Source organism: Kitasatospora sp. NPDC048662 (assembly GCF_055587065.1).
In genome coordinates, this window is record NZ_JBVJHA010000023.1 from 1 (window position 1) to 23,428 (window position 23,428).

Genomic DNA, 23,428 nt, shown 5'->3' on the forward strand with positions numbered 1-23,428 from the left:
TACGGGTACACGCGGGACTACCCGGTGGAGCGGATGATGCGCGACGCGAAGATCACCCAGATCTACGAGGGCACCAACCAGGTCCAGCGCATCGTGATGGCCCGCAACCTGCCGTAGGCAGTACGGGTTTTCTCACGCGCCCGTCTGCTGGGTCGCTTCCACGCGCAGGTCACTGTCCGTGGCGCGATCCTGCCGACGGGCGCCTTCCGCTTCGCGCAGTTCCCCGCGCCCCTGGTTGTGCTCCCCCTGGCTCCGCTCTCCCTGGGTTGGCGCCCTCACACCCACCTTCCGGGCCGGGGCGCCGGCCCAGATTTCGTTCGGGCCCGTGGACCGGGTGAGCACCGCGTTCGCGCCGATGATGGTCCCGGCGCCGACCGTCAGAATGCCGGACTTGCAGACGATCTTCGCGCCGGCGCAGACCACCACCCCGTCCTCCAGCACCACCCGTCGCATCGCGGATTCCTCCTGCGGTACCCACGGGTCGGCGCGCCCGATGGTGACGCCGTTGTAGAGGGTGACGTTCGCGCCGAGGGTGGTGAAGGGGTGCAGGACGGTGCCGAAGCCCCGGTGGTAGACGAGCAGGCCGGGGCCGATCTCGGCGGCGGCGGGGACCTCCACCCCGTAGAGGGCCAGGGCTTCCTGGACCAGGCGGCCGAACAGCCGGCTTCGGCGGCGGTAGATGAGGGAGGTCACCAGCGACATGCCGGACATTGTCGCGGCGATCGCCCTGGCGCACGTCAACGACGCGCTGGAGGACGGGAGTTCGAAACTCCCGCCGTCCTGCGCCAGGCGCTCACTTGGTGTCGGGCACCGCAGTGTCGTTCTTCATCGCGTCGAAGACGGCCTTGGACTTGGCCGGGTCCCACTTGACGGCGGATTCGCCGGTGGGGGTGCGGTAGTCGGGGTTGCCGATCGGGACGGTGATGGTCTGGCCGTCGCCGCCGGTGACGCCCTTCATGGCGAGGAACATCGAGCCGAGGTCGGTGAGGCCGGCGTCCTTGTCGACGATCAGGGTGTCCAGACCGGCGGAGGCCAGCGGGTAGAAAGTGAAGGGGTTGAGCAGGGTGCCGGGGGAGGCGGCCTGCTTGGCGAGGGCGCTGAGGAACTTCTGCTGGTTGCGCATCCGGCCGAGGTCCTGGTCGGCCATCTGGTGCCGCTGGCGGACGAAGGCGAGGGCCTGCTTGCCGCTCAGGGTCTGGGTGCCGGCCTTGAGGTCGAGGCCGGAGTCCTTGTCCTTGATCGGCTGGTCGATGGTCATTTCGACGCCGCCGACGGCGTCGACCAGGCCGACGAACCCGGCGAAGCCGATCTCCGCGTAGTGGTCGATCCGCAGGCCGGTGTTGGTCTCGACGGTCTGCACCAGGAGCCGGCCGCCGCCGCTCGCGAAGGAGGCGTTGATCTTCCGGGTGGCGGCGGCTATGGACTTTCCGTTGCCGGAGGTGTCCTGGTGCGCGGGTATCTGCACCCAGGAGTCGCGCGGGATCGACATCAGGGTGTTTCCGTGGTCGCCGATGTGCAGGATCATCATCGAGTCGCTGCGCTTGCCCTCGGCGGAGCCGGTGTGGAGGGAGTCCTCCTGGGCGTCGGTCAGGCCCTCGCGGCTGTCCGAGCCGACGATCAGCCAGTTGGTTCCCTTGCCGGCCGGCGGGCGGCCCGGATAGTCGGCGAGCACGTTCTCGTGCCGGAGCTTGCCGTCCGCCCAGAAGTAGGTGCCGGTGAGGGTCGTGAGCAGCACCAGGACCAGGCCGAGCGCCGAGTATCCGATGATCTTCTTGCGCGAGCGGCGCGGCCGGGCCGGCTGCTGGGCGGCATCGCCCGACGGGTTCGGCCCGGGCTCGTACGGCGGCCGGCCACCGTACGGAGGCCGGTCACCGGGGCCGCTGGGCGTGCCGGGGCCGCCGGGCGTGCCGCCGCCCTGGTACGGGGGCTGGTCGGGGCGGGAGAGCGGGACGCCCGTACCGCGCGGATTCAACGACGGCGGCAGCGGCGGCTCCGAGGCCGCCCCGCCCCGGCCGCGTGCCGCGTCGCCCTGCCCGTATGCGCCGCCCCCCGGGCGCTCCTGCCACGTGTTCATGAGGGGAAGGATGCCCGAACCGCGGGCCGCGTAGTGATCGTCCGGGTCGGCCGGGGCTCCTTGTGGCCGATTTGATGCAGGGCCCGGACCGTTCGGTGCGGTGTTCATCGGCCGGACACGTTCTTGACCCGGTAAAACCGTGCGTGTTTGCATGGCCGTATGGAGCAGCGGAAGGTCCTCACCCGTCGGCGGCACGTCGACCACGGTCGGGTGTCCTGCTCGCTGTGTCGCGGCTGAGTCCTCGCCGCACCTTCACCCTCATCGCGAGCCCCGCGTACCCGCACCCGCACCCCCGTGCCTGCGGCTGCGTCCGCGCCCTCGCGTTCCCGTTCTCCCCGTTTCCGGCCGCCGTGCGCGCGGCCGTACGCACCGAGGTGACTCCATGGCCGTGATCCTGTCCGTCTCCGGTTCCCCGTCCCTGACCTCCCGCACCACCCGGCTGCTGCGGCACGTCGACCGCCGGCTCGTCTCGCACGGCCACCGGGTGGACGCGCTGGACGTCCGTACGCTGCCTGCCGAGGCGCTGCTGTCCGCCGACACCACCGACCCGGCGATAGCCCGCGCCGTCGAGCTGTTCGAGCGGGCCGACGCAGTGGTGATCGGCACGCCGGTGTACAAGGCCGCCTATTCGGGCCTGCTGAAGGCGCTGCTCGACCTGCTGCCGCAGTACGCGCTGCGCGGCAAGACCGTTCTGCCGCTGGCCACCGGCGGCTCCACCGCGCACGTGCTGGCGGTGGACTACGCGCTGCGCCCGGTGCTGACCTCGATGGGCGCCGCGCATGTCACCCAGGGCTGGTTCGTGCTGGACCGGCACATCGGGGTGCGCGAGGACGGCGGCACCGAGCTGGAACGGGAGACCGAGGTGCTGCTGACCCCGGTGGTGGACGCGTTCTCCGCCGCGCTCCGGCCGCGGGCCGAACTGGCCACCGCCGGCTGACAGTTCGTCAACCGCCGGGATCCGGACCCCTACCCCGCGGGGCGCGAACCCCTAAGGGAGAGGGCCCGGGTCCCGGAGCGTTCCCCGGTGGTGGCGTTCGTCCCGGTGGAGGACGCCCGGGCGCGGCGCGGCCGGGAGGCTTGAGGCATCGGGCGGACCCCACCCCACCTCAAGGAGCACGCAGTGACCACGGCACCGAGCGCCGCGCACCTCACACCCGTAGTCGATCAGAACGATGTCGCCGCCCGGGCCCGGCAGGTGACCAAGGCCTACGGTTCGGGCGAGACCCGGGTGGCGGCGCTGAACGCGGTCGATGTGGACATCCAGCGCGGCCGGTTCACCGCGATCATGGGCCCGTCGGGCTCCGGCAAGTCGACCCTGATGCACTGCCTGGCCGGCCTGGACAGCGTCTCCGAGGGGCGGATCTGGATCGGTGACACCGAGGTCACCGGCCTGAAGGACAAGCAGCTGACCCGGCTGCGCCGCGACAAGATCGGCTTCATCTTCCAGGCGTTCAACCTGCTGCCGACGCTGAACGCGCTGGAGAACATCACGCTGCCGATGGACATCGCCGGCCGCAAGGCCGACCGGGCGTGGCTGGAGCAGGTGATCGAGACCGTCGGCCTGTCCGGCCGGCTGAAGCACCGGCCCGGGCAGCTCTCCGGCGGCCAGCAGCAGCGCGTCGCGGTGGCCCGGGCGCTGGCCGCCCGGCCCGAGATCATCTTCGGCGACGAGCCCACCGGCAACCTGGACTCCCGTTCCGGCGCGGAGGTGCTCGGCTTCCTGCGCCGCTCGGTGGACGAACTCGGCCAGACCATCGTGATGGTGACGCACGACCCGGTGGCCGCCGGCCACGCGGACCGGGTGCTGTTCCTCGCCGACGGCGTGATCGTCGACGAGATGCACAACCCCACCGCCGACTCCGTCCTGACCCGCATGCGCCGTTTCGACGGCAAGCGCACCAGCTGAGACGGGACCGGGAACGATGCTGCTCAAGACTTCGCTGCGGAGCTTCCTCGCGCACAAGTGGCGCCTGGTGCTCTCCCTGCTGGCCGTGGTGCTCTCGGTCGCCTTCGTGGCCGGCACCCTGGTCTTCTACAACACCGCCACCACCACCTTCGACCGGCTGTTCGCCGCCACCGCCTCCGACCTGTCGGTGCGCAAGGCGCAGGACGAGCTGACCGCCGGCGGCCCCGGCCGGGCCCCGACCGTCCCGGTCGCCACCCAGCAGAGGCTCGCCGCCGAACCGGGCGTCAAGGCCGCCCTCGGCGAGGTCATGGTCTCCTCCGCCACCCTGGTCGACCCGGCCACCAACAAGCTGGTCGGCCCGACCAGCGGCGCCCCCACCCTGACCGGCAACTGGACGGACTCCCCGCGCAAGTCACTGGACATCACCTCCGGCCACCAGCCGCAGGGCTCCGACCAGTTGATGCTGGACGCCGACACCGCCAAGAAGTCCGGCCTCGGCCTGGGCGGCAAGGTCCGGGTGATCACCGAGACCGGCAGCCACGACTTCACCGTCTCCGGCATCGCCACCTTCCGGACCACCAACCCCGGTGCGGCGCTGGCCTTCCTGGACACCCCGACCGCGCAGCGGGTGCTGCTCGGCACCGAGGCGTACACCTCCGTCGAGGTGTTCGGCGACGGCAGCCGCAGCAACGACGAGCTGAAGACCGCCGCGCTGGCCGACCTCGGCAACGGCTACCAGGCGAAGACCGCCGCCGAGCAGCAGAAGGAGAACTCCGAGGGCGTCGGCTCGTTCCTGAAGTTCATGAAGTGGGCGATGCTCGGCTTCGCCTTCCTGTCCGCCGCCGTCGGCATCTTCCTGATCGTCAACACCTTCTCCATGCTGGTCACCCAGCGCACCCGGGAGATCGGCCTGCTGCGCGCCATCGGCGGCAGCCGGTCGCAGGTCAACCGTTCGGTGCTGGTCGAGGGCCTGATCCTCGGCCTGATCGGCTCCACCATCGGTATCGGCGCCGGCCTCGGCCTGGCCGCCGGCATGATCCAGCTGATGCAGGCGACCGGGATGAACCTGGACGCCTCCTCGCTCCAGGTCACCTGGGCCGTCCCCGTGGTCGGCTACGCCGTCGGCCTGCCGGTCACCCTGCTCGCCGCGTTCTTCCCGGCCCGCCGCGCCGCCCGGATCACCCCGATGGCCGCGCTGCTCGACCACTCGGCCCCCGCCGAACCCCGCGCCAACCGGATCCGGGCCGCGGTCGGCCTGCTGATCACCGGCGCCGGCGCCGCCGCGCTGGTGCTCGCCGCAGGCTCGCCCGGCTCCACCGGCGGCCTGCTGCTGGGCCTCGGCCTGCTGGCCACCCTGGCCGGCTCGGTGGTGCTCGGCCCGCTGCTGGTCTCCGTCCTGGTCCGGCTGCTCGGCGGCCTGCTGCCCGCGCTGTTCGGCCCCGCCGGGCGGCTCGCCCAGCGCAATGTGATCCGCAACCCGCGCCGCACCGGCTCCACCGCCGCCGCGCTGATGATCGGCCTGGCCGTGGTGATCGGCGCCTCGGTGGTCACCTCCTCGATGGTCGGCTCGATGACCGCCCAGATCGACAAGTCCGTCGGCGCCGACTATGTGGTGGAGGGCCGCACGAACGGCCTCACCCTCGCGATGACCGAGGCCGCCCGGCGCACCAAGGGCCTCGACCACCTCACCGAGCAGCGCAACGTCCCTGCCGAGGTCGCGCTGCCCGACGGCGGCACCCTGCGCACCCGGCTCGCCGTCTCGAACGCCGACTACCTGCGCGACTTCCGGCTCCCGGTGGCCGCCGGCAGTGCCGAGGCGGTGTTCGCCGGCGGCAGCCTCTCGGTCGGCCAGGACTTCGCCGACGAGCACCACGTCAAGGTCGGCGACCAGCTCACCGTCAACTACGGCGAGGGCCGCACCCAGACCCTCAAGGTCGCCGCCGTGATCAAGACCGGCAACCAGCTGTTCGACCACCGCTTCTTCACCGACACCGACACCGTCGCCAAGGCGATGAACGGCCAACTGCCGCCCGCCGGCGTGGCGTTCGGCACCGCGACGGCCGGCGCCGACAAGGCCGCGGTGCTCGCCGACCTGCAGAAGTCGCTGGCCGAGTACCCGCAGCTGATGGTCAAGGACCAGGCCGGCTACAAGGAGATGGTCAAGTCCCAGTTCGACCAGCTGCTCGCCATGGTCTACGGCCTGCTCGGCCTGACGATCGTGGTCGCCGTCCTCGGCGTGGTCAACACGCTGGCGCTGTCCGTGGTCGAGCGCACCCGGGAGATCGGCCTGCTGCGCGCCATCGGCCTGTCCCGCCGTCAGCTGCGCCGCACCGTCCGCCTGGAGTCCGTGGTGATCGCCCTGTTCGGCGCCGTCCTCGGCGCCGTGCTCGGCCTCAGCTGGGGTGTCACCGCCCGCGCCGTCCTCTCCGAGCAGGGCCTGACGGTGCTGACCATCCCGACCGGCACCGTCGTCACCGTCCTGATCGGCTCCGTGCTGGTCGGCCTGGTCGCCGCCCTCGTCCCGGCCTTCCGCGCCGCGAGGATGAACGTCCTGGCCGCCATCGCCACCGACTGACGGGCCGTCACATCACCTGGCCCGCCCGGAGCATCCGGGCGGGCCCGCGTCGTTCCGGGCCGCCGTGAAGTGCCGTCACCGGCACCCGGTTGACGCCCCGGCTCCCGTCGGCCGGTCCGAATCGCTCCTCTTCTCAACGTGGCCTCGTGGCTGATCGTCAACGGCGGTTCGAGCAACGGGAATTGAGATTCTCTTTACCTCCGGTGCGAGCGCCCCGGAAGACGCCTGTCACAATCGCGCGCATGTCGGAATACCCCGTGCCTCCGCTGCCCGCCGCGCCCGCGCTGACGCTGGCCGCCGCCGACCAGTGGCGGGCCGCCCGGGTGTGGCCGAGGCTGCACAGCCGCTGGCTGGTGCTGCTGCCGGTGGTGACGGTGGTGGTGGCGATGGTGATCGACCGGACGCCGGAGCGCTGCGATTCGTGGCGGTCCTGCACCGTGCCGTACGCCGAGAGCGCCGCGCCCGCCGTGCTGCTGGTGGAGTTCCTGGTGCTGCTGCTGCGCCGGAACACCGGTTTCGTGGTGCCCGCCGTGGCCGGCCTGCTGCTCTGGTTCCTGCCGAACGCGCTGCCCGGCCCCTGGCTGCCGGTTGCCGCCTGCGCCGCGCACCTCGCAGCCGCCGCCGCGCTGTACCGGGCGGAGGCCGGCCACCGCCGTGCCGAGGCCCAACTGGCCACGCTGATGGGCCCGTCGGTGCCCTACCCGTGGACGCTGCGGGGCGGCGACTCCCCGATCGACCCGCCGGCGGTGCCCCGGGTACGGCGGATCCTGGCCGCCCTGTTCGGGGCGGGCGCGGTGGCGCTGCTGGTGGCCGGTGTGTCGCAGACCGAGGACGGCATCGGCCGGGCCGCCCGCGCCGACCGGACGTGGGGCACCGTGCGCACCGTCCACGACGGCGGCGAGGGCGCCACCGTCGAGTACCGGCTGCCGCACGACTTCCGCACCCTCACCGCCGAGGTGGGCGGCGAACGCACGGTCGGCGAGCAGGTCCCGCTGCTGGTCGACGGCACCGGCTGGTACCGGGCCGCCGACGAGTGGCAGGACTCCACGGTGTGGTGGCTCGGCGTCGGCGCCTTCGGCACCTTCGCCGTCCTGCTGGTCCTCTCCGCACGCCGCACCACCCTGGCCCGCCGAACCATCGGGGACAGCGCGCCCGCCCTGCGGGTCCGGGTCCGGCGGACGGAGGCCGGCGCCCTGGAGGTGCTGCCGGTGGACGGCGGAGACCGCGAGGCGGCTCTGTGGCGGCTGCTGCGGTTCGGCGACGGGGCCGCCCAGTACGCGTCCGCCGACCCCGGCGGGCCGGCCGCCTGGATACCCGACCCCGGCGGCGAAGCGGACGACGAGCGAAGCTCGGACACCCCCGTCGAAGCGCTGCTCTACCGCTGGATCGGCCGCAACCGGCTCCTGGTGTTCCGCTCCCCGGAGGCGCCGCACCGGTGGACGGCCGCACACGCCGCCGTCCTGACCGCCCCGTCCGAGCGGCGCCGCGCCGTGCGCGACGAGGCGGCCCTGGTGAAGACCGAGGCCGCCCGCCACCTGGCGGCCGACCTCGCCGAACACCCCGACGGCAGCCCGGAACCGGCCCGGGTGTTCGGCCTGCCCACCGCGCTGCGCTGTGCGGCGGCCCCGGTCGCCGCCGTGCTGATCGGCGTGGTGATGGACTTCCTGGCCGATCAGGACAACGTGATGGACCGCCTGCTCCGCCCGCTGCTGATGGGTAGCGGACTCCTGCTCGCCGTCATGGGCGGGTTCGGCTGGCAGCTCGCGGTGGACCGCGACGGCGTCGCCTTCAGCGGCGTGCTGCGGGCGGGCCGGGCGGGCTGGCAGCAGGTGACGGCGGCGGCGGTGCACCGGGGCCGCTTCACGCTGCGCGGCGGGCTCCGGGAGTTCGGCTTCCCCGTGCTCCCGGCCCGCCTGCTGCACCGTCACTTCGGCGGCGAGTTCGACCCGCAGCAGGTCGCCCGCACCGTCACCGCGCTCGCCCGGCGCCCGGAGCGCCGCCCGCTGAGCGTGCTGCCCGCGAGTACGGTCGGTTCGATGCTGTGGCTGAACCGCCTGGTGCTCGCCGGCTACCTGGGATGGGTGGTGGCCCAGTACCTGCTGCGCTGACCGTCCGTCAGGCCGGGCAGCTGATCTCGTTGCCGCTCTCCGCCCCGGCCACCGGGCCCGCGGCGGCCGGTGCGGGCGCGGGCCCGGTGGCCGGGCTCTTGTAGTCGCTGCCCGCCACCACCTGGAAGGTCGCGCCGAGGTTCGGGACCTTGACCAGTTCGGCGTCCGGCAGCACGGCGGCCAGCGTCCTCACCGACTCGTCCCAGTGCGGGTCGTAGCGGATCACGGTGCGGGTGGCGGCCGGTCCGTTGCCGGGCGCGTTGGACGGGGTGCCGGTGGTGACGAACCCGGCCTTGCGCAGGTCCTCGTCCACCCGGATGCCCAGGCCCTGCACGCCCGCGCCGTTCAGCACCTGCACCCGCACCTGCTCGGGAGGAACCGTTCCGGCAGTCGGCGCCGTCGAGGGGGCCGCCGCCGGCGCCGGACCGGTCAGCGGCCGCCCGGCCCGGACCGCCTCGAACAGCGCCTTCGCGCCCTTCTCGTCCCACAGCACGGTCGAGCCCCAGCCCGGCACCGGATGGTCCACCGAGGACAGCGGCACCGTCGCGAAGTCCGCGTTCGACGCCGACACATCCTTCAACCGGGTGGCGAAATCCAGCAGTTCGGCGTTGCCCAGGCCCTTGTCCACCTTCACCGACCGCAGCACGGTGTCCATCACCCCGGTCAGCTTCGCCGGATTGAGCAGGGTGCCACCGGAGGACGCCTGGCGCAGCAGCTGCGCCAGGAACTTCTGCTGGCGGTGCATCCGCCCGAGGTCCGAGGAGCCGTCCACGTGCCGGGCCCGGACGTAGCGCAGCGCCCCCGCACCGTCCAGCCTGCTGGTGCCGGCCGGCAGGTCGAGGCCCGAGTAGTCGTCCTTCAGCGGCTTGGGCGAGCACACCTCGACGCCGCCGAGGGCGTCCACGGTGGAGACGAAACCGAGGAAGTTCACCTCGATGTAGTGGTCGATCCGCAGCCCGGTGTTCTGCTCCACGGTGCGCACCGCCAGTGGCGCCCCGCCCATCCCGTAGGCGGCGTTGATCTTGCCCTTGGAGGCGGGCACCTGCTTGCCGGAGACCAGGTCCTGGTGCGCGGGGATGTCCACGTACGAGTCGCGCGGCACGGACACCACGGTGGCCCGGCCGCGGTCCGCGGACAGCTGGACGATCATCATGGTGTCGGTGCAGTGGCAGGACTCGCCGCCCGCGTGCAGCACGTTCTTCAGGGTGGCTTCCGGGATGCCGTCCCGCTCGTCGGTGCCGACCACCAGGAAGGTCGAGGCCCCGTCGTCCGCGGGCCGGTCCGGGCCGCCGCCGATCGCGTCCACCCGCCCCAGCGAGGAGCCGACCCCGTTCAGCACCGCCCAGCCCGCGCAGGAGGCGGCCAGTACCGAGAAGGAGAGCGTGCCCGCCGCCCACATCCCCCAGCGCCGGCGGCGCCTCCGACTGGATCCGGTCAGGCGTACGAGCTGGCGCTGAGCAGGCATTCTCCGAATGCTAAGCGCTGCGGCGCGCCCGGCCCGGGCGACGCGCCGGACCGGGACCGACCCGGGCCGACACCCGGCGGTTCGCGCCGGTACGCTCGGGCACGATGAACACCAAGGCTGCTGAGGAGCTGCCGGCGGTCTCCGTGATCATGCCGGTGCTCAACGAGGAACGTCACCTGCGCACTGCCGTCCACCGGATCCTGGAACAGGAGTACGGCGGCGAACTGGAGGTGGTGATCGCACTCGGCCCGTCCACCGACCGGACCGACGAGATCGCCGCCACCCTGGTCGCCGAGGACCCGCGGGTGCGCACCGTCCCCAACCCGACCGGTCGCACCCCCGCCGGCCTGAACGCCGCGATCCGGGCCAGCCGGCACCCCGTGGTGGTCCGGGTGGACGGCCACGGGCTGCTGACGCCCGGTTACATCGCCACCGCCGTCCGGCTGCTGGACGAGATGGACGCCGCCAACGTCGGCGGCATCATGCACGCCGAGGGCGAGACCGAGTGGGAGCGCGCCGTCGCCACCGCGATGACCTCGAAGATAGGTGTCGGCAACGCGGCCTTCCACACCGGCGGCCTGGCCGGCCCCGCCGACACCGTCTACCTCGGGGTGTTCCGCCGCGAGGTGCTGGAGCAGCAGGGCGGCTACAACGAGGAGTTCATCCGCGCCCAGGACTGGGAGCTGAACTACCGGATCCGGCAGGCCGGCGGACTGGTCTGGTTCACCCCGCAGCTGAAGGTCACCTACCGGCCCCGGCCGACCCCCCGCGCGCTGTCCAAGCAGTACAAGGACTACGGCCGCTGGCGCCGGGTCGTCACCCGCTACCACCGCGGCTCGGTCAACCTGCGCTACCTGGCCCCGCCGGCCGCCCTGCTCGGCGTGGTCGGCGGAGCGGTGCTGGGCGCCGCGCTGCACCCGGTGTTCCTGGTGCTGCCGGGCGGCTACTTCGCGGCGATCGTGGCCGGCGGCCTGCTGGAGGGCCGAGGCCTGTCCGCCAAGGCCCGGGTGCAGGTCCCGCTGGCCCTCGCCACCATGCACCTGAGCTGGGGCTTCGGCTTCCTCACCTCGCCGCGCAAGCTGGCCCGCAAGGTGATCGCCTCCACCCCGCCCGCGCCGATCGACCCGGCCACCACCGGCCGCGCCTGACCGGCCGTCGAGGACGGTCCCCGGAAGGCCGGACGGGGGCCGTCCACCCGCGCTAGGGTCGCGCCATGACGAGCAGCGCCCCCAGGATCGAGGCCACCGCCGACGTCGACCCGCGCGCCACCGTCGGCCCGGGCAGCACCGTCTGGCACCTCGCCCAGGTCCGCGAGCACGCCGAGATCGGCGCCGAGTGCATCATCGGCCGCGGCGCCTACGTCGGGCCCGGCGTGCGGCTCGGCAACCGGGTCAAGCTGCAGAACCACGCCCTGGTGTACGAGCCCGCAGTGCTCGAGGACGGCGTCTTCGTCGGCCCGGCCGCCGTCCTCACCAACGACCGGTACCCGCGCTCCGTCGAGCCGGACGGCCGGCTCAAACGCGGCGAGGACTGGCACGCCCGCGGTGTCACGCTCCGGCAGGGCTGCTCGATCGGCGGCCGGGCCGTGCTGGTGGCCGGCGTCACCGTCGGCCGGTGGGCGCTGGTCGCGGCCGGTGCGGTGGTGCACCGGGACGTCCCCGACTTCGCGCTGGTCGCCGGGGTGCCCGCCCGCCGGATCAAGTGGGTCGGCCGGGCCGGCGAACCGCTGGAGCCCGTCGGCGAAGGCCGCTGGCGCTGTCCGCGCACCGGCGAGCGGTACACCGAGACCGCCCCCGACACGCTCGTTCAGGACGCCGAACTCCCGTCCTGACCGGGCTACTTGAACTTCGACGCGCAGACGTTGGTGTCGTCCGCCCGGACCCGCTGGAGATCCTTCGGGGCCTCGGTCGGCACCGCCGACGGCACGCCCGCCCCGACGAAATCGGCACCCAGCACCACCAGCAGGCCGTCCCGGCCCGCCGCCCGCACCGCCGTCGCGGGCAGCCCGAGCGCGGCGGCCACCGCCCGCGCCCGGTCCTCCTGGCCGGCCGGGTAGGACACCGAACTGGCCTGGCGGGCATCCGTGTTGCTGCCGATGACGGCCGAGGTGAACCCCTTCGCCCGCAGCGCCGAGGCCGCCCGGCCGGCCTGCCCGGGCGTCCCGGTGCCGTTGCGGACCGTCACCCGCACCTCGCCGGCGTCCAGCGGGGACGGGCTCGGGGTCGGGGCCGGGGTGGGGGAGGCCGGTGTCTGCTGCTGCGCGGCCTCGGTCAGCGAACGGTCCGCGGCGATCATCGCGAACAGCTGCTGCGCGTCGCCGGGCTTGAGGACCAGCCGGTTGTTGTCCGTCGGGTCGTCCAGCACCGGCACCGTGGTGAAGGTGATGTTCCTGGTGTTCACCCGGGAGATGTCCAGCGCCAGATCCTTCAGCCGGTTGACGTCGTTGAGGGCGCTGTCCACGGTCAGCGCCTTGGTGGCGGCGTCCGCCAGGCTCCACAGCTTGGCCGGGCTGGTCAGGGTGTCGCTGCTCTTCATCTTGCGGATCATCGAGCTGATGAACTGCTGCTGGAGCGGAATGCGCGTCAGATCGCCACCCAGGCCCACCGCGTGGCGGGTCCGGACGAACGCCAGCGCCTCCTCGCCCTGCACCACGTGCCGCCCGGCGGCCATCTTCAGGTGCGAGTACGGGTCGTCGATGGCGGTGGCCGCGCACACCTCGACGCCGCCGACCGCCGTGGAGAGTGACTTCACCGCCTCGAAGTTGACCATCATGAAGTGGTTGATCCGGACGCCCGTCAACTTCTCCACGGTCTTCCAGGTGCAGCCCGGGTCCCGACCGTCCTGCCCCAGGCTGGTGTTGAACATCGCCCGCGCCTCGCCGGGGATCCGCCTGCTGCCGCTGCGGCACTCGGGGACGGTCACCATCAGGTCGCGCGGGATCGACACCACCGTGGCGTTGCTGCGGTCCCTGGAGATGTGGAACAGCAGCGTGGTGTCCGCATGCCCGGTGGACCCCTCGTCGCCGTACTCGCGGCCCAGGCCGACCCGGCTGTCGGTGCCGATCACCAGCAGGTTCAGCGCGTCGTTGGTCGCCTGCGGGCGCTCCGACTCGTCGCCGACCTGGACCTTCACCGAGGAGATGTTCCGGTTGAAGTGCCGGTACACGTAGAACGCCCCGCCGCAGCCCGCCACCAGCACCAGGCCCAGCGAGCCGGCCACCCAGGCCAGCAACCGCCGCCCGCGCACCACCCGGCCGCGCCGCCGCGCCGACCGCCCGCCCGCCACCGCACTGGCACTCCGCGCCCGCCGGCCGGAGTTGTCCGAGTCGCCCCGGTTCCGGTGTCCGCTGTTCATCCGGGCCACCCTAGAGGAGCCCGTTCGGCGAACCACCCCGCTCCGGGCCGCCGTCACCCGTGGGAGCGGCGGGAAACGACAACGGCGCGCCCCGCCCGGATCACCTCACCAGGCAGCGCGCGCCGTCGTCACGGGATGGTCAGCCGAGACGCAGCGTCACTCGTTCGGATTCAATCCGCTGCTGCCACTGACGGTCCGTCAACTGGCCGGAGTTCCGGCACAGAACGACCGACGCCCCGGCCGCCAGCGGCGCCAGCAGACCCGCCTCCAGCCCCGTCCAGTCGTCGAACGACAGCGTCGACAGAACACGACTTCCGCTGTCCAGGCCCAGCCGGGCCGCGCCCTCCCGGGCCAGCGCCACCGCCTGCTCGCCCGTCAGCTTCAGCGCCAGCCCGTCCACCGACGACTCCAGCGCCACCGCCTGCGGATCCACCGGCGAGTACGGGGCGAACCGGTCGCCCTGCCCGGGCACCTCCGCCGCGTAGTCCAGGAACCCGTCCGGCTTCTGCGGGAACCGGCCGCCTAGCGGACGCAGCGCCAGCGCCACCCGCTCCCCGGGGCACTCCTGCGCCGCCTCCAGGCCCTCCGGACCCGACACCACCAGGTCCGCGTCCTTCGGCTCACCGCCCGGCACCGCGACCACACCCACCGACCAGCACGCCAGCAGCCACACCGCGCTCTGCCAGTGCGCCGGCAGCAGCAGCGCCGCCCGGTCGTCCGGCGAGGCGTTCAGCTCGTCCTGCAACAGGTTGGCCGTCTTCGCCACCCAGTTGTCGAAAGTCTTCGCCGACAACTCCACCCGTTCCCCGGTCGAGTCGTCGTAGAAGGTCACCAGAGGGCGGGACGGATCGGCACCGGCCCCGGCGCGCAGGTAGGCCTGCAACAGCTCGGCGGGGGTGCGGGCTTCGGCAGCGAAAAGCGCAGTCATGGTGCGGTCCAGCCTACGTCCTGCAACCGGCCGGACGGGAGGGTGCCCGCCCGTCCACCCGCCGCGCCGCGTTACCCTCGCAGACGCCCCCGCCACCCGCACACCCCGAGGAACTCCGATGCCAGAGCTGACCCGACAGTGGCGGCCCGGCTACCCCCTCGACCTCGGCCGCACCCTCTACCCGCTGCAACGCGGCACCGGCGACCCCGCCTTCCGCCGCGACCCCGACGGCACCGTCTGGCGCGCTTCCCGCACCCCCGACGGCCCCGGCACCCTGCGCATCCGACCCGACCACGACGAGATCGCCGCCACCGCGTGGGGCCCCGGCGCGAACTGGCTGCTCCAGCAACTTCCCGCGCTGCTCGGGGCCGAGGACGACCCGGCCGGCCTCGTACTGCCCCCCGGACCGCTCCGCGACGCCCAACGCACCTGCCCCGGGCTCCGGTTGACCCGCACCGGCCTGGTGATGGAGTCCCTCGTCCCCGCCGTCCTGGAACAGAAGGTCACCACCGGCGAGGCCTACCGCGCCTGGCGCACCCTGCTCCGCGACTACGGCACCCCCGCCCCCGGCCCCGCCGCCGACCTCGGCCTGCGGGTCGCCCCCTCCGCCCGCGACTGGTCGCTGATCCCCAGCTGGGCCTGGCACCGCGCCGGCGTCGATCCCAAACGCTCCGCCACCGTCCAGCGCGCCGTCCGCCTCGCCGCGAAGCTCGAAGCCGCCTCCACCATGCCCTCCGCCGACGCTTTCGCCCGCCTCACCGCCGTCCCCGGCATCGGCACATGGACCGCCGCCGAAACCCTGCAGCGCAGCAACGGCGACGCGGACGCCGTCTCGGTCGGCGACTTCCACCTCCCCAACATCGTCGGCTGGGCCCTGGCCGGCCGCCCCCGCAGCGACGACACCCAAATGCTCGCACTCCTGGAGCCCTACCGCCCCCACCGCCACCGCCTCTGCCGCATCATCCCCCTCACCGGCACCCGCCCACCCAAGTACGGACCCCGCCTCACCCCGAACGACCACCGGGCAAGGTGAACATTGCGGGCGCGAATCCAGGGGCCCGGGGGTGCGAAACCAGGGGCCCGGGGAACGGCGGGGCCGGGTCTGCTGGTGATCAACAGGGCGCTTGGCGTTCCGCCGTTTCTGGTCCCCGCCTTGACCCCACCCCGCCGCTTCCCGGCCCCCGGCGCGCCTACCTCACCGTCAAAAAGTCATCCGCAGACCGTGGCTGACGCACCCTCGGCTCCTCCGCCGACCGGCCGACGGCAATCGCACCCATCGGGTCCCAGTCCGCAGGGAGGTCCAGTACGTCCCGGACGGTCTCCCGGCAGAACATCGTCGAAGACACCCACGCCGAGCCGTACCCCTCGCCGGTGAGGGTGACCAGCAGGTTCTGCACCGCAGCCCCGATCGCGACCGTGAACATCTCCCTCTCGGCCCCCGCCCGCCTCGCGTCCGGGTACTCGTGCGAGCCGTCCATCACCATGCACGGAATCACCAAGTACGGCGCCCCGCGCAACACTTCACCACGGGCGGTGCGCCGCGCGATGCGCTCCTCGGACCACCCGTCGAGCTCCCGCAGGTCGCGCTGCCAGGCGCCGAGCATCGCATCCAGCAGCCGCGTCCGGCTCTCCGCGGATTCGAGCAGCACGAACCGCCACGGAGTGGTGTGATGCGGCGCGGGCGCGGTGACGGCGGCGGCCACGGCGCGTCGCACCGCACCGCCGTCCACCGGTTCGTCGGTGAACGCCCGGACGGTCCGTCGCAGTGTGACGGCCTCCCGGATCGCCTCGGAGGTTCCCAGCCGGAACATGTCGTTCTCGGCGGGGCGGATGATCGGCCGGACCCCGTCCCCGTCCTCCGCGGTGACGAGCTGCGGCAGCCCGCGCACGATCGCGACGGGCGTGCCGGTGGCCTTGCCCTTCACCAGGTCGGTGGCGGCGGCGAGTTCGTCGGCGGTGGCGGTGACGGTCAGGCGCAGTTCGTTGCCGTGGCTGTCGGTCCGCCCGCGGTGGTCCTCCAGCACCGACAGTCCGGCCGCGCCGATGGCCACATCGGTGAGGCCGTTGCGCCAGGGCCGCCCGAAGGTGTCGGTGACGATCACGGCGAGCCGCCGTCCGGTCAACTCCTGAAGCCGGGCGCGCAGTCGGCGCGCGCTCGCGTCGGGGTCGAGCGGCAGCAACAGGACGGTGCCGGGGGCGGTGTTGGACGCGTCGACGCCCGCGGCGGCCATCACCAGGCCGTTGCGGTTCTGGACGATCCGGGCGGCGCCGCGCCGGGCGACCACCCGGACGGTCTCGGCGTCGATCGCGGCTTCGCGGTCCGTCGCGTGCAGCAGCCGGCCCTCGGCCTTGGAGACCACCTTGGAGGTGATCGCCAGGATGTCGCCGTCCTCGAACTCGCCCGCCTTGGCGATCAGTTCGGCGAGGTCGTCGCCCGCGGCGATCTCCGGCAGCCCGGTGACGGGCAGCAACCGCAGCCCGTCGGTGGTCACTTGGCGACCTCGGCGGCCAACTCCAGTGCGGCGCGGGCCATCTCGGCGGTGGCGTCGACGTCGGTCATCAGCAGCGGCACGGCCCGGCAGGCGATTCCGGCGGCCTCCACCTCGGCGACGGCGGCGGCGTCCGAGCTGTCCACCAGCCAGCCGTCCAGCAGCCCGCCGGAGGTCCGCGCGCCGTAGTGCTTGGCGACGGCGGCGGCCGAGGTCTCCACACCGACCGCGGCGAGCACCTTGTCGGCCATGCCGCGCACGGGCGCGCCGCCGATGATCGGGGACAGGCCCACCACGGGGGCGTTCGCGCCGGCCACCGCCTCCCGGATGCCGGGGACGGCGAGGATGGTGCCGATCGACACCACCGGGTTCGACGGCGGCAGCAGCACCAGGTCGGCCCCGGCGATGGCCTCCAGCACACCGGGCGCGGGCTTCGCGGTGTCCGCGCCGACCGGGACGATCGCCTCGGCGTCCACGGCGGCGTGCAGCCGCACCCAGTACTCCTGGAAGTGCACCACCCGGGGGCCGTCCGCGTCGGTGATCCGGACGTGCGTCTCCACCCGGTCGTCGCTCATCGGCAGCAGGCGCACGCCCGGCTTCCACCGGGTGCACAGCGCCTCGGTGACGGCGGACAGCGGGTAGCCGGCGTCGATCATCTGGGTGCGGACGAGGTGGGTGGCGAAGTCCCGGTCGCCGAGCCCGAACCAGTCGGGGCCGACGCCGTAGGCCTTCATCTCCTCCTTGATCGACCAGGTCTCGTCGCGGCGGCCCCAGCCCTGTTCCTCGTGGATGCCGTCGCCGAGGGTGTACATCACGGTGTCCAGGTCGGGGCAGACCTTCAGCCCGTACAGGTGGATGTCGTCGCCGGTGTTCCCGATCACGGTGATCTCGTCCGTCGGCGCGACCGCCGCCCGCAGTCCGCGCAGGAACCTGGCCCCGCCGATGCCGCCCGCCAGTGCAGTGATTCGCATGGCTTCATCCTGCCAGCGGGTCAGTGCACCCGGTGACGGAGCCGCGGGGTCGGCGCCGGGTACTGGTTCATCTCGACCAGGCCGGGCGTGTACAGGTGGACGGAGACCGCGGGCTCCAGCGAGGCGTTGACCATCTCGTGCAGGTGGCCGGTGGCGAGCACCCGCAGCCCGCCGGGGGTCAGGGCGCGCGAGCCCTCGCCGCCCGCCGTCAACGAGCGTTCGGTGAGCTCACCCTGAAGGACTGTCATCACACCGGCGGAGCGGCCGTGGTCGTGGAAGCCGCTGGACTGGCCGGGCAGCCAGCTGAGCAGCCACACCTCGTAGCCGGGGCCGGTCTCCAGCCGGGAGTACCAGCGGGTCAGCGCGTCGTAGCGGACCAGGGGCTCCCAGCGGGCGCGGTCGGCGGCGATCTCCCGGACCAGCCGGGCGTAGCCGGCGACGGTGGTGGGGTGCGCGGGCAGGTCGGTGCGGGCCAGGTGGGGGAAGGCCGTCGGGTCGCCCGCGATGGACACATCGCTCAGACCGTCGGTCCAGCGCGGGGCGGCGGCAGGGGTGACGGGCAGGCGGTTGCGGTCGCGGTTGCGCTTGCGGAGGCGGGGCATTCGCACGGTGTGACGTCCTCGGGTTCGGCTGCGGGCAAGGATCAGCCGGATCCGCGAGAGCGTTCAGGGGGACTGTCGCGCGGTCGGCCTCTGTTCCGGGGCGGCGCGCGGTGGGACGCGGGCGCCTAGATACAGCGGAGACAGCGGCAACAACACGAGGAGTTCGCGGCAGCACCGAGGAGCGCCTGGCGGCGCCGGTCGGCGAAGAGGGCCGGGAACTCGGACATGCGGGCAAGCAGACCGCAACCGACCCTCCAGTGTCAAGGAGCAGGTCGGACATTCGGGTCACATCGGCCTGGAAGCGCCGGATGGGGTGATAAACGCCCAATCAGGTTTGGATGGGAAGATCAGGGGGAAAGGACGGCGTGAGATCGCCTCGAACCGGCAGGTCGGGCACGGTCGGGCGGGCTGACGACAGGTCAGGAACCAAGGTGGATGTCCGGGTTGTCCGGATATGTACACTATTCGTAGTGGCTTGGTTCCGGGGAGTGAATCCTTGGCCCAATACCAGAGCTCGGCTTGACTGGGCCAGAGTGACGCAACTGTAATTTCTCTCGTGTCGTTCCGCCGCACCGGCAACGGCAACACCACGGGGACGCCAAGAGGGGCAGAGGAGGCGCGCCAGAATGAGCGAGCTCTTTGAGCTGTTGATCGGTGAGGGCATCGAGGAAGACGAAGAGGAACTCGGCTGGCAGGAGCGCGCGTTGTGCGCCCAGACCGACCCCGAGTCGTTCTTCCCCGAGAAGGGCGGATCCACCCGGGAGGCCAAGAAGGTCTGCCTGGCGTGCGAGGTCCGCGCCGAATGCCTGGAGTACGCCCTCGCCAACGACGAGCGGTTCGGCATCTGGGGCGGCCTGTCCGAGCGCGAACGCCGCCGTCTGAAGAAGAGCGCGGTCTGACCTCCCTGCAGACCTCACCCGTGTCGGCGCCTCACCCTCAGGTGGGGCGCTTTCGCATTCCCGCAGCAGCCTGGCCGCCGGTGCCGATACCCGTTGCACCGTCTCTTCACACCACCCGGGAGAACCGGACCAGTCGGAGCCGTTAGTGTGGTGCGTCATCTGCCGTCAAACCCGAACCGGTGGTCCGCGCACCCGATGACTGTCTACAGCCACCAGAGCGGCTTCTCCGCTGCCAGGCCTCCCGCCTACCCGCGCCATCTGGTCACGGCGGTGATCGTCTCGCACGACGGCGCCCGCTGGCTGCCCCAGGCGCTCGCCGGGCTGCTCGGCCAGGACCGGCAGGTCCAGCGCATCCTCGCCGTCGACACCGGCTCCACCGACAACTCCCCGCAGCTGCTCGCCGACACCCTCGGCGACTGGCTCCCCGGCAGCGGCCCGCAGATCCTCGGCCGCCGGGTCGGCTTCGGCCGCGCCGTCGGCGAAGCCGTCTTCAACAGCCCGCCGCTGCGCCCCGAAGACCTCTCCTACAGCCTCGACCCGTCCGGCTACGACCCGGTCACCGGCGGCTGGGACGACTTCGGCGACCCGCTCGCCCACGAGGACGACCTCGGCCGCGGCGGACCGCGCGAGACCAAGCCGGTCGAGTGGCTCTGGCTGCTGCACGACGACTGCGAACCGCAGACCGACGCCCTGCGCCGCCTGCTCCAGGTCGCCGACTCCACCCCGACCGCCGCCGTGGTCGGCCCCAAGCTCCGCTCCTGGTACGACCGCAGGCAGCTGCTCGAAGTCGGCGTCACCATCGCCCGCTCCGGCCGCCGTTGGACCGGACTCGACCGCCGCGAACAGGACCAGGGCCAGCACGACCAGGTCCGCCCGGTGCTCGCCGTCTCCACCGCCGGCATGCTGGTGCGCCGCGACGTGTTCGAGGAACTCGGCGGATTCGACCGGGCGTTGCCGCTGATGCGCGACGACACCGACTTCTGCTGGCGGGTCAACGCGGCCGGCCACCGGGTGGTGGTCGCCCCCGACGCGGTGCTCCGGCACGCCGAGGCCGCCAGCCGCGAACGCCGCGCCATCGACTGCGGCCCCGCCCACCCGCACCGGGTCGACAAGGCCGGCGCCGTCTACACCCTGCTCGCCAACTCCAAGGGCGCGCTGTTCCCGTACGTCCTGCTCCGGCTGATCGTCGGCACCCTGGTGCGGGTGATCGGCAACCTGGTCGGCAAGGACCCCCGGCAGGCCTACGACGAGATCGCCGGCCTCGGCCACGAACTGGTGCGCCTGCCACGGCTGATGGCCGCCCGCGCGCAGCGTCGCAAGACCCGCTCGGTCGACTCGATGGACGACCGCACCCTGTTCCCCCCGCCCGGCGCCACCGTCCGCCTCGCCGTCGAGAACATGGTCGGCTCGCTCGGCATCGGCGGCGCCGATGACGCGGGCGCCGGCCGGCACGGCTCCGTCGAGTCCGGGCCCGGCGAGGACGACACCGACGACCTGGTGGTCGAACAGTTCGCGCTGCTCAAGAAGCTGGTACGGCGGCCCGCCCCGGTGCTGTTCGCCGCGCTGCTGCTGGTCGCGCTGGTCGCCTGCCGCAACCTGATCGGCTCCGGCTTCCTGCAGGGCGGCGCGCTGCTGCCCGCCGGCGAAGGCGCGGCCGGCCTGTGGAACATGTTCGCCGACCCCTGGCACCCCGTCGGCACCGGCTCCACCGCCGCCACCCCGCCCTACCTCGGCGTGCTGGCCATCCTCTCCTGGGCGCTGTTCGACCACGCCGACCTGGCGCTCACCCTGATCGTGGTGCTCTCGGTGCCGCTCTCAGCGGTCGGCGCCTACCTGGTCTCCCGTCCGCTGATCGCCTCCAAGCTGGTCCGCGCCTGGGCCAGCGCCACCTACGCGCTGCTGCCCGCCGCCACCGGAGCGCTCGCCCAGGGCCGGATCGGCACCGCCGTGCTCGCCGTGCTGCTGCCGCCGCTGGCCCGCGCCGCCGCGATCGCCGCCGGCCTCGGCATCCGCAAGGAGACCGCCGCCAAGGGCGCCCGCCCCGGCTGGCGCTCCGCCTGGATGACCGTGCTGCTGCTCACCCTCAGCACCGCCTTCGTCCCGCTCGTCTGGGCCATAGCGGTGCCGCTCTGCGTGGCCGCGCTGGTCCACGCGGTGCTCCGCGGCGGGGCGTTCGGCTCCGGCATGCAGGCGGTGCGGCTGCTCGGCCTGCGCGTCGTGGTGATCCTCGGCGTGCCCGTGCTGGTGCTCGCCCCCTGGTCGATCCAGGTCCTCGCGCACCCGTCCCGGCTGCTGCTGGAGGCCGGTGTCCCCGGCTTCAGCGGCCCGGCCGCCGACCCGCTCGGCCTGGTGCTGGTCAACCCCGGCGGCGCCGGCGTCCCCCCGGTGTGGCTGTCGGCCGGCGTGGTGCTGTCCGCGCTCGCCGCGCTGCTGCGCGCCGACCGCCGCCGCGCGGTGCTCGCCGCCTGGGGCGCGGCCGCCGCCGGACTGGTCTTCTCGGTCGTGGTGGCCGGCACCGCCGTCACCCCCGCCTCCGGCGGACCCGCCACCGCCGCCTGGGCCGGCCCCGCCACCCTGCTGGCCGGTGTCGCGCTGCTGGCCGCCGCCGCGATCGGCGCCGACGGCGCCAACGCCCGCGTGTCCGGCATCGCCTTCGGCTGGCGCCAGCCGGTCGCCGCCCTGGTGCTGGCCTTCGCCGTACTGGCCCCCGTCGGCACCGCCGCCTGGTGGGCGCTCGTCGGCGCCGACGGCCCGCTGCGCCGCGACACCGCCGCGCAGGTCCCCGCGTTCATCGCGGACGCCGGCGACACCTCCGACCGCTCCCGCACCCTGACGGTCAGCGGCGACGCCGAGGGCACCACGATCCGCTACGCGCTGGTCCGCGGCGCCGGTCTGAGCACCGGTCAGGCCGAGGGCACCGTGGACGAGGCCGCGGACCAGCAGCTCGGAAAGCTCACCGCCAAGCTGCTGGCCGGCTCCGGCGGCGACCTGGCCCGCACCCTGGCCGGGTACGGCGTCAGCTACATCCAGGTCAAGGACCCGGTGATCGGCAAGGTCAAGGACGTCCTCGACACCACCCCGGGCGTGATCCGGCTCAGCCTCGACCACGGCGTCGGCCTCTGGCAGGTCACCGCCGTCCCCGGCACCCGGGCCCAGATCGTCAGCCCCGGCGCCGTCCCGGTGGTCGTCCCGGCCGGCGCCCACGACATCTGGACCACCATCCCGGCCGGCCCGGCCGGCCGCCAGCTGCGGCTCGCCGAACAGGCCGACCCCGCCTGGCAGGCCACCTTGGACGGCAAGCCGCTCAAGGCCGTCACCCTGGACGGCTGGGCGCAGGGCTTCGACCTGCCCGCCGAGGGCGGCCGACTGGACGTCACCCGCACCGGCAGCCTGCTCCACACCGGCTGGGTCTGGGCGCAGCTCGCACTCGGCGTGGTCGTGCTGGTGCTGGCCCTGCCCGGCCGGCGCAACCACAACGACGACGACCTGCCCGAGGAGGTGGTCGCCGCCCAGGCGCTGGCCGCCGCCGCGCAGGCCCAGGCCCCCGCCCCCGGCAGCCGCCGGGCCCGCCGGCTCGCCGAACGCGGCGAGGGCGAGGACCCGCAGGCCGAACCCGGCGTCTACGCCCCCGGCATCCCGGCCCAGCCGGCCGGCGACCCCGAGCCCGCCCCGGCCTACCAGGCCGAGTCCGAGCCGTTCGCCGACCCGTACCAGGCCGACCCCTACCAGGCGGACCCGTACCAGCAGCAGGGCTACCAGTCGGACGGCTACGGCCACGACTACACCCAGCAGCAGCCGGTCGGCGCGCCCTACCAGCCCGAGACGTACGACCAGTACGGCCAGCAGCCCGGCTACGGCTACGACACCCCGCCCGCCCAGGGCTGGACCGATCCGTACGCCGCCGGCGCCGGTTACCCGCAGCAGCAGGACGGGCAGCAGGACGGGCAGCAGCAGACCTGGCTGCCCGAACAGCAGCAGCCCACCACCTACTACGACCCCAACGACCCCTACGGCGGCGGCCACCACCCGCAGCAGCCCGGGACGGGGAGCTGATCCG

At 73.3% G+C, this 23,428-nt stretch carries 18 protein-coding genes; 10 read left to right on the forward strand and 8 right to left on the reverse strand.

Going from position 1 to position 23,428, the window contains the following annotated elements; translation table 11 throughout:
* On the forward strand, positions 1 to 117 hold a 117-nt coding region (locus tag ACZ6R9_RS33230), incomplete at its 5' end, for an acyl-CoA dehydrogenase family protein (RefSeq protein ID WP_359858682.1).
* Between the two features lie 15 nt (positions 118 to 132).
* Here the strand turns inward: ACZ6R9_RS33230 and ACZ6R9_RS33235 are convergent.
* Positions 133 to 702 (reverse strand): serine O-acetyltransferase, encoded by a 570-nt coding sequence (locus ACZ6R9_RS33235; RefSeq protein ID WP_465542471.1) that lies wholly within the window; start codon positions 700 to 702, stop codon positions 133 to 135.
* A 91-nt stretch (positions 703 to 793) separates the two neighbouring features.
* A complete protein-coding gene (locus tag ACZ6R9_RS33240) occupies positions 794 to 2,074 on the reverse strand; it encodes an LCP family protein (protein ID WP_380488683.1) in 1,281 nt (426 codons plus the stop codon).
* A gap of 382 nt (positions 2,075 to 2,456) precedes the next feature.
* On the opposite strand from ACZ6R9_RS33240, the gene ssuE reads away from it, so the two are divergent.
* The 4 genes from ssuE to ACZ6R9_RS33260 all read left to right on the forward strand — a co-directional run bounded on the left by ssuE (position 2,457) and on the right by ACZ6R9_RS33260 (position 8,663).
* Positions 2,457 to 3,011, forward strand: coding sequence for an NADPH-dependent FMN reductase (ssuE, locus tag ACZ6R9_RS33245; RefSeq protein ID WP_380488684.1), 555 nt, complete (start codon positions 2,457 to 2,459; stop codon positions 3,009 to 3,011).
* A gap of 183 nt (positions 3,012 to 3,194) precedes the next feature.
* Positions 3,195 to 3,980 (forward strand): ABC transporter ATP-binding protein, encoded by a 786-nt coding sequence (locus ACZ6R9_RS33250; RefSeq protein ID WP_380488685.1) that lies wholly within the window; start codon positions 3,195 to 3,197, stop codon positions 3,978 to 3,980.
* 16 nt (positions 3,981 to 3,996) lie between these two features.
* Entirely contained in the window at positions 3,997 to 6,555 is a 2,559-nt protein-coding gene (locus ACZ6R9_RS33255) for an ABC transporter permease (protein ID WP_465542474.1), read from the forward strand.
* A 242-nt stretch (positions 6,556 to 6,797) separates the two neighbouring features.
* A complete protein-coding gene (locus ACZ6R9_RS33260; RefSeq protein ID WP_465542476.1) occupies positions 6,798 to 8,663 on the forward strand; it encodes a hypothetical protein in 1,866 nt (621 codons plus the stop codon).
* Positions 8,664 to 8,670: 7 nt separating this feature from the next.
* Here the strand turns inward: ACZ6R9_RS33260 and ACZ6R9_RS33265 are convergent, their stop codons facing one another.
* Positions 8,671 to 10,128 carry an LCP family protein gene (locus tag ACZ6R9_RS33265; RefSeq protein WP_465542478.1) on the reverse strand — a complete coding sequence of 486 codons (1,458 nt, stop codon included), beginning with the start codon at positions 10,126 to 10,128 and terminating at the stop codon, positions 8,671 to 8,673.
* Between the two features lie 104 nt (positions 10,129 to 10,232).
* On the opposite strand from ACZ6R9_RS33265, the gene ACZ6R9_RS33270 reads away from it, so the two are divergent.
* Entirely contained in the window at positions 10,233 to 11,276 is a 1,044-nt protein-coding gene (locus tag ACZ6R9_RS33270) for a glycosyltransferase (RefSeq protein ID WP_380488689.1), read from the forward strand.
* A 65-nt stretch (positions 11,277 to 11,341) separates the two neighbouring features.
* A complete protein-coding gene (locus ACZ6R9_RS33275; RefSeq protein ID WP_465542480.1) occupies positions 11,342 to 11,959 on the forward strand; it encodes an acyltransferase in 618 nt (205 codons plus the stop codon).
* A 5-nt stretch (positions 11,960 to 11,964) separates the two neighbouring features.
* Here ACZ6R9_RS33275 and ACZ6R9_RS33280 read toward each other — a convergent pair whose 3' ends face one another.
* Both ACZ6R9_RS33280 and ACZ6R9_RS33285 read right to left on the reverse strand, forming a co-directional pair.
* Positions 11,965 to 13,482, reverse strand: coding sequence for an LCP family protein (locus ACZ6R9_RS33280; RefSeq protein ID WP_465542482.1), 1,518 nt, complete (start codon positions 13,480 to 13,482; stop codon positions 11,965 to 11,967).
* A 139-nt stretch (positions 13,483 to 13,621) separates the two neighbouring features.
* Positions 13,622 to 14,410 (reverse strand): TIGR03089 family protein, encoded by a 789-nt coding sequence (locus ACZ6R9_RS33285; RefSeq protein WP_465542484.1) that lies wholly within the window; start codon positions 14,408 to 14,410, stop codon positions 13,622 to 13,624.
* A 118-nt stretch (positions 14,411 to 14,528) separates the two neighbouring features.
* Here ACZ6R9_RS33285 and ACZ6R9_RS33290 point away from each other — a divergent pair, with 118 nt between their 5' ends.
* On the forward strand, positions 14,529 to 15,443 hold the full coding sequence (locus ACZ6R9_RS33290) for a DNA-3-methyladenine glycosylase family protein (RefSeq protein WP_380488693.1): 915 nt from the start codon (positions 14,529 to 14,531) through the stop codon (positions 15,441 to 15,443).
* A 157-nt stretch (positions 15,444 to 15,600) separates the two neighbouring features.
* On the opposite strand, the gene ACZ6R9_RS33295 is transcribed toward ACZ6R9_RS33290, so the two are convergent.
* From ACZ6R9_RS33295 to ACZ6R9_RS33305, 3 genes are read right to left on the reverse strand one after another with little or no spacing between them, the layout of a single operon-like run.
* Positions 15,601 to 16,902 carry a coenzyme F420-0:L-glutamate ligase gene (locus ACZ6R9_RS33295; protein WP_465542486.1) on the reverse strand — a complete coding sequence of 434 codons (1,302 nt, stop codon included), beginning with the start codon at positions 16,900 to 16,902 and terminating at the stop codon, positions 15,601 to 15,603.
* Entirely contained in the window at positions 16,899 to 17,870 is a 972-nt protein-coding gene (gene cofD, locus ACZ6R9_RS33300; RefSeq protein ID WP_465542488.1) for a 2-phospho-L-lactate transferase, read from the reverse strand. Before cofD ends, ACZ6R9_RS33295 begins: the two co-directional genes overlap by 4 nt.
* A gap of 20 nt (positions 17,871 to 17,890) precedes the next feature.
* Complete coding sequence (locus ACZ6R9_RS33305) at positions 17,891 to 18,472, reverse strand: cysteine dioxygenase (protein WP_465542501.1); 582 nt, start codon at positions 18,470 to 18,472, stop codon at positions 17,891 to 17,893.
* A 626-nt stretch (positions 18,473 to 19,098) separates the two neighbouring features.
* Here ACZ6R9_RS33305 and ACZ6R9_RS33310 point away from each other — a divergent pair.
* The gene (locus ACZ6R9_RS33310) at positions 19,099 to 19,371 is read left to right on the forward strand and encodes a WhiB family transcriptional regulator (RefSeq protein ID WP_014136066.1); all 273 of its coding nucleotides are present in this window, start codon (positions 19,099 to 19,101) and stop codon (positions 19,369 to 19,371) included.
* A 195-nt stretch (positions 19,372 to 19,566) separates the two neighbouring features.
* Positions 19,567 to 23,424, forward strand: coding sequence for a glycosyltransferase family 2 protein (locus tag ACZ6R9_RS33315; RefSeq protein ID WP_465542491.1), 3,858 nt, complete (start codon positions 19,567 to 19,569; stop codon positions 23,422 to 23,424).
* Positions 23,425 to 23,428 lie beyond the last annotated feature (4 nt).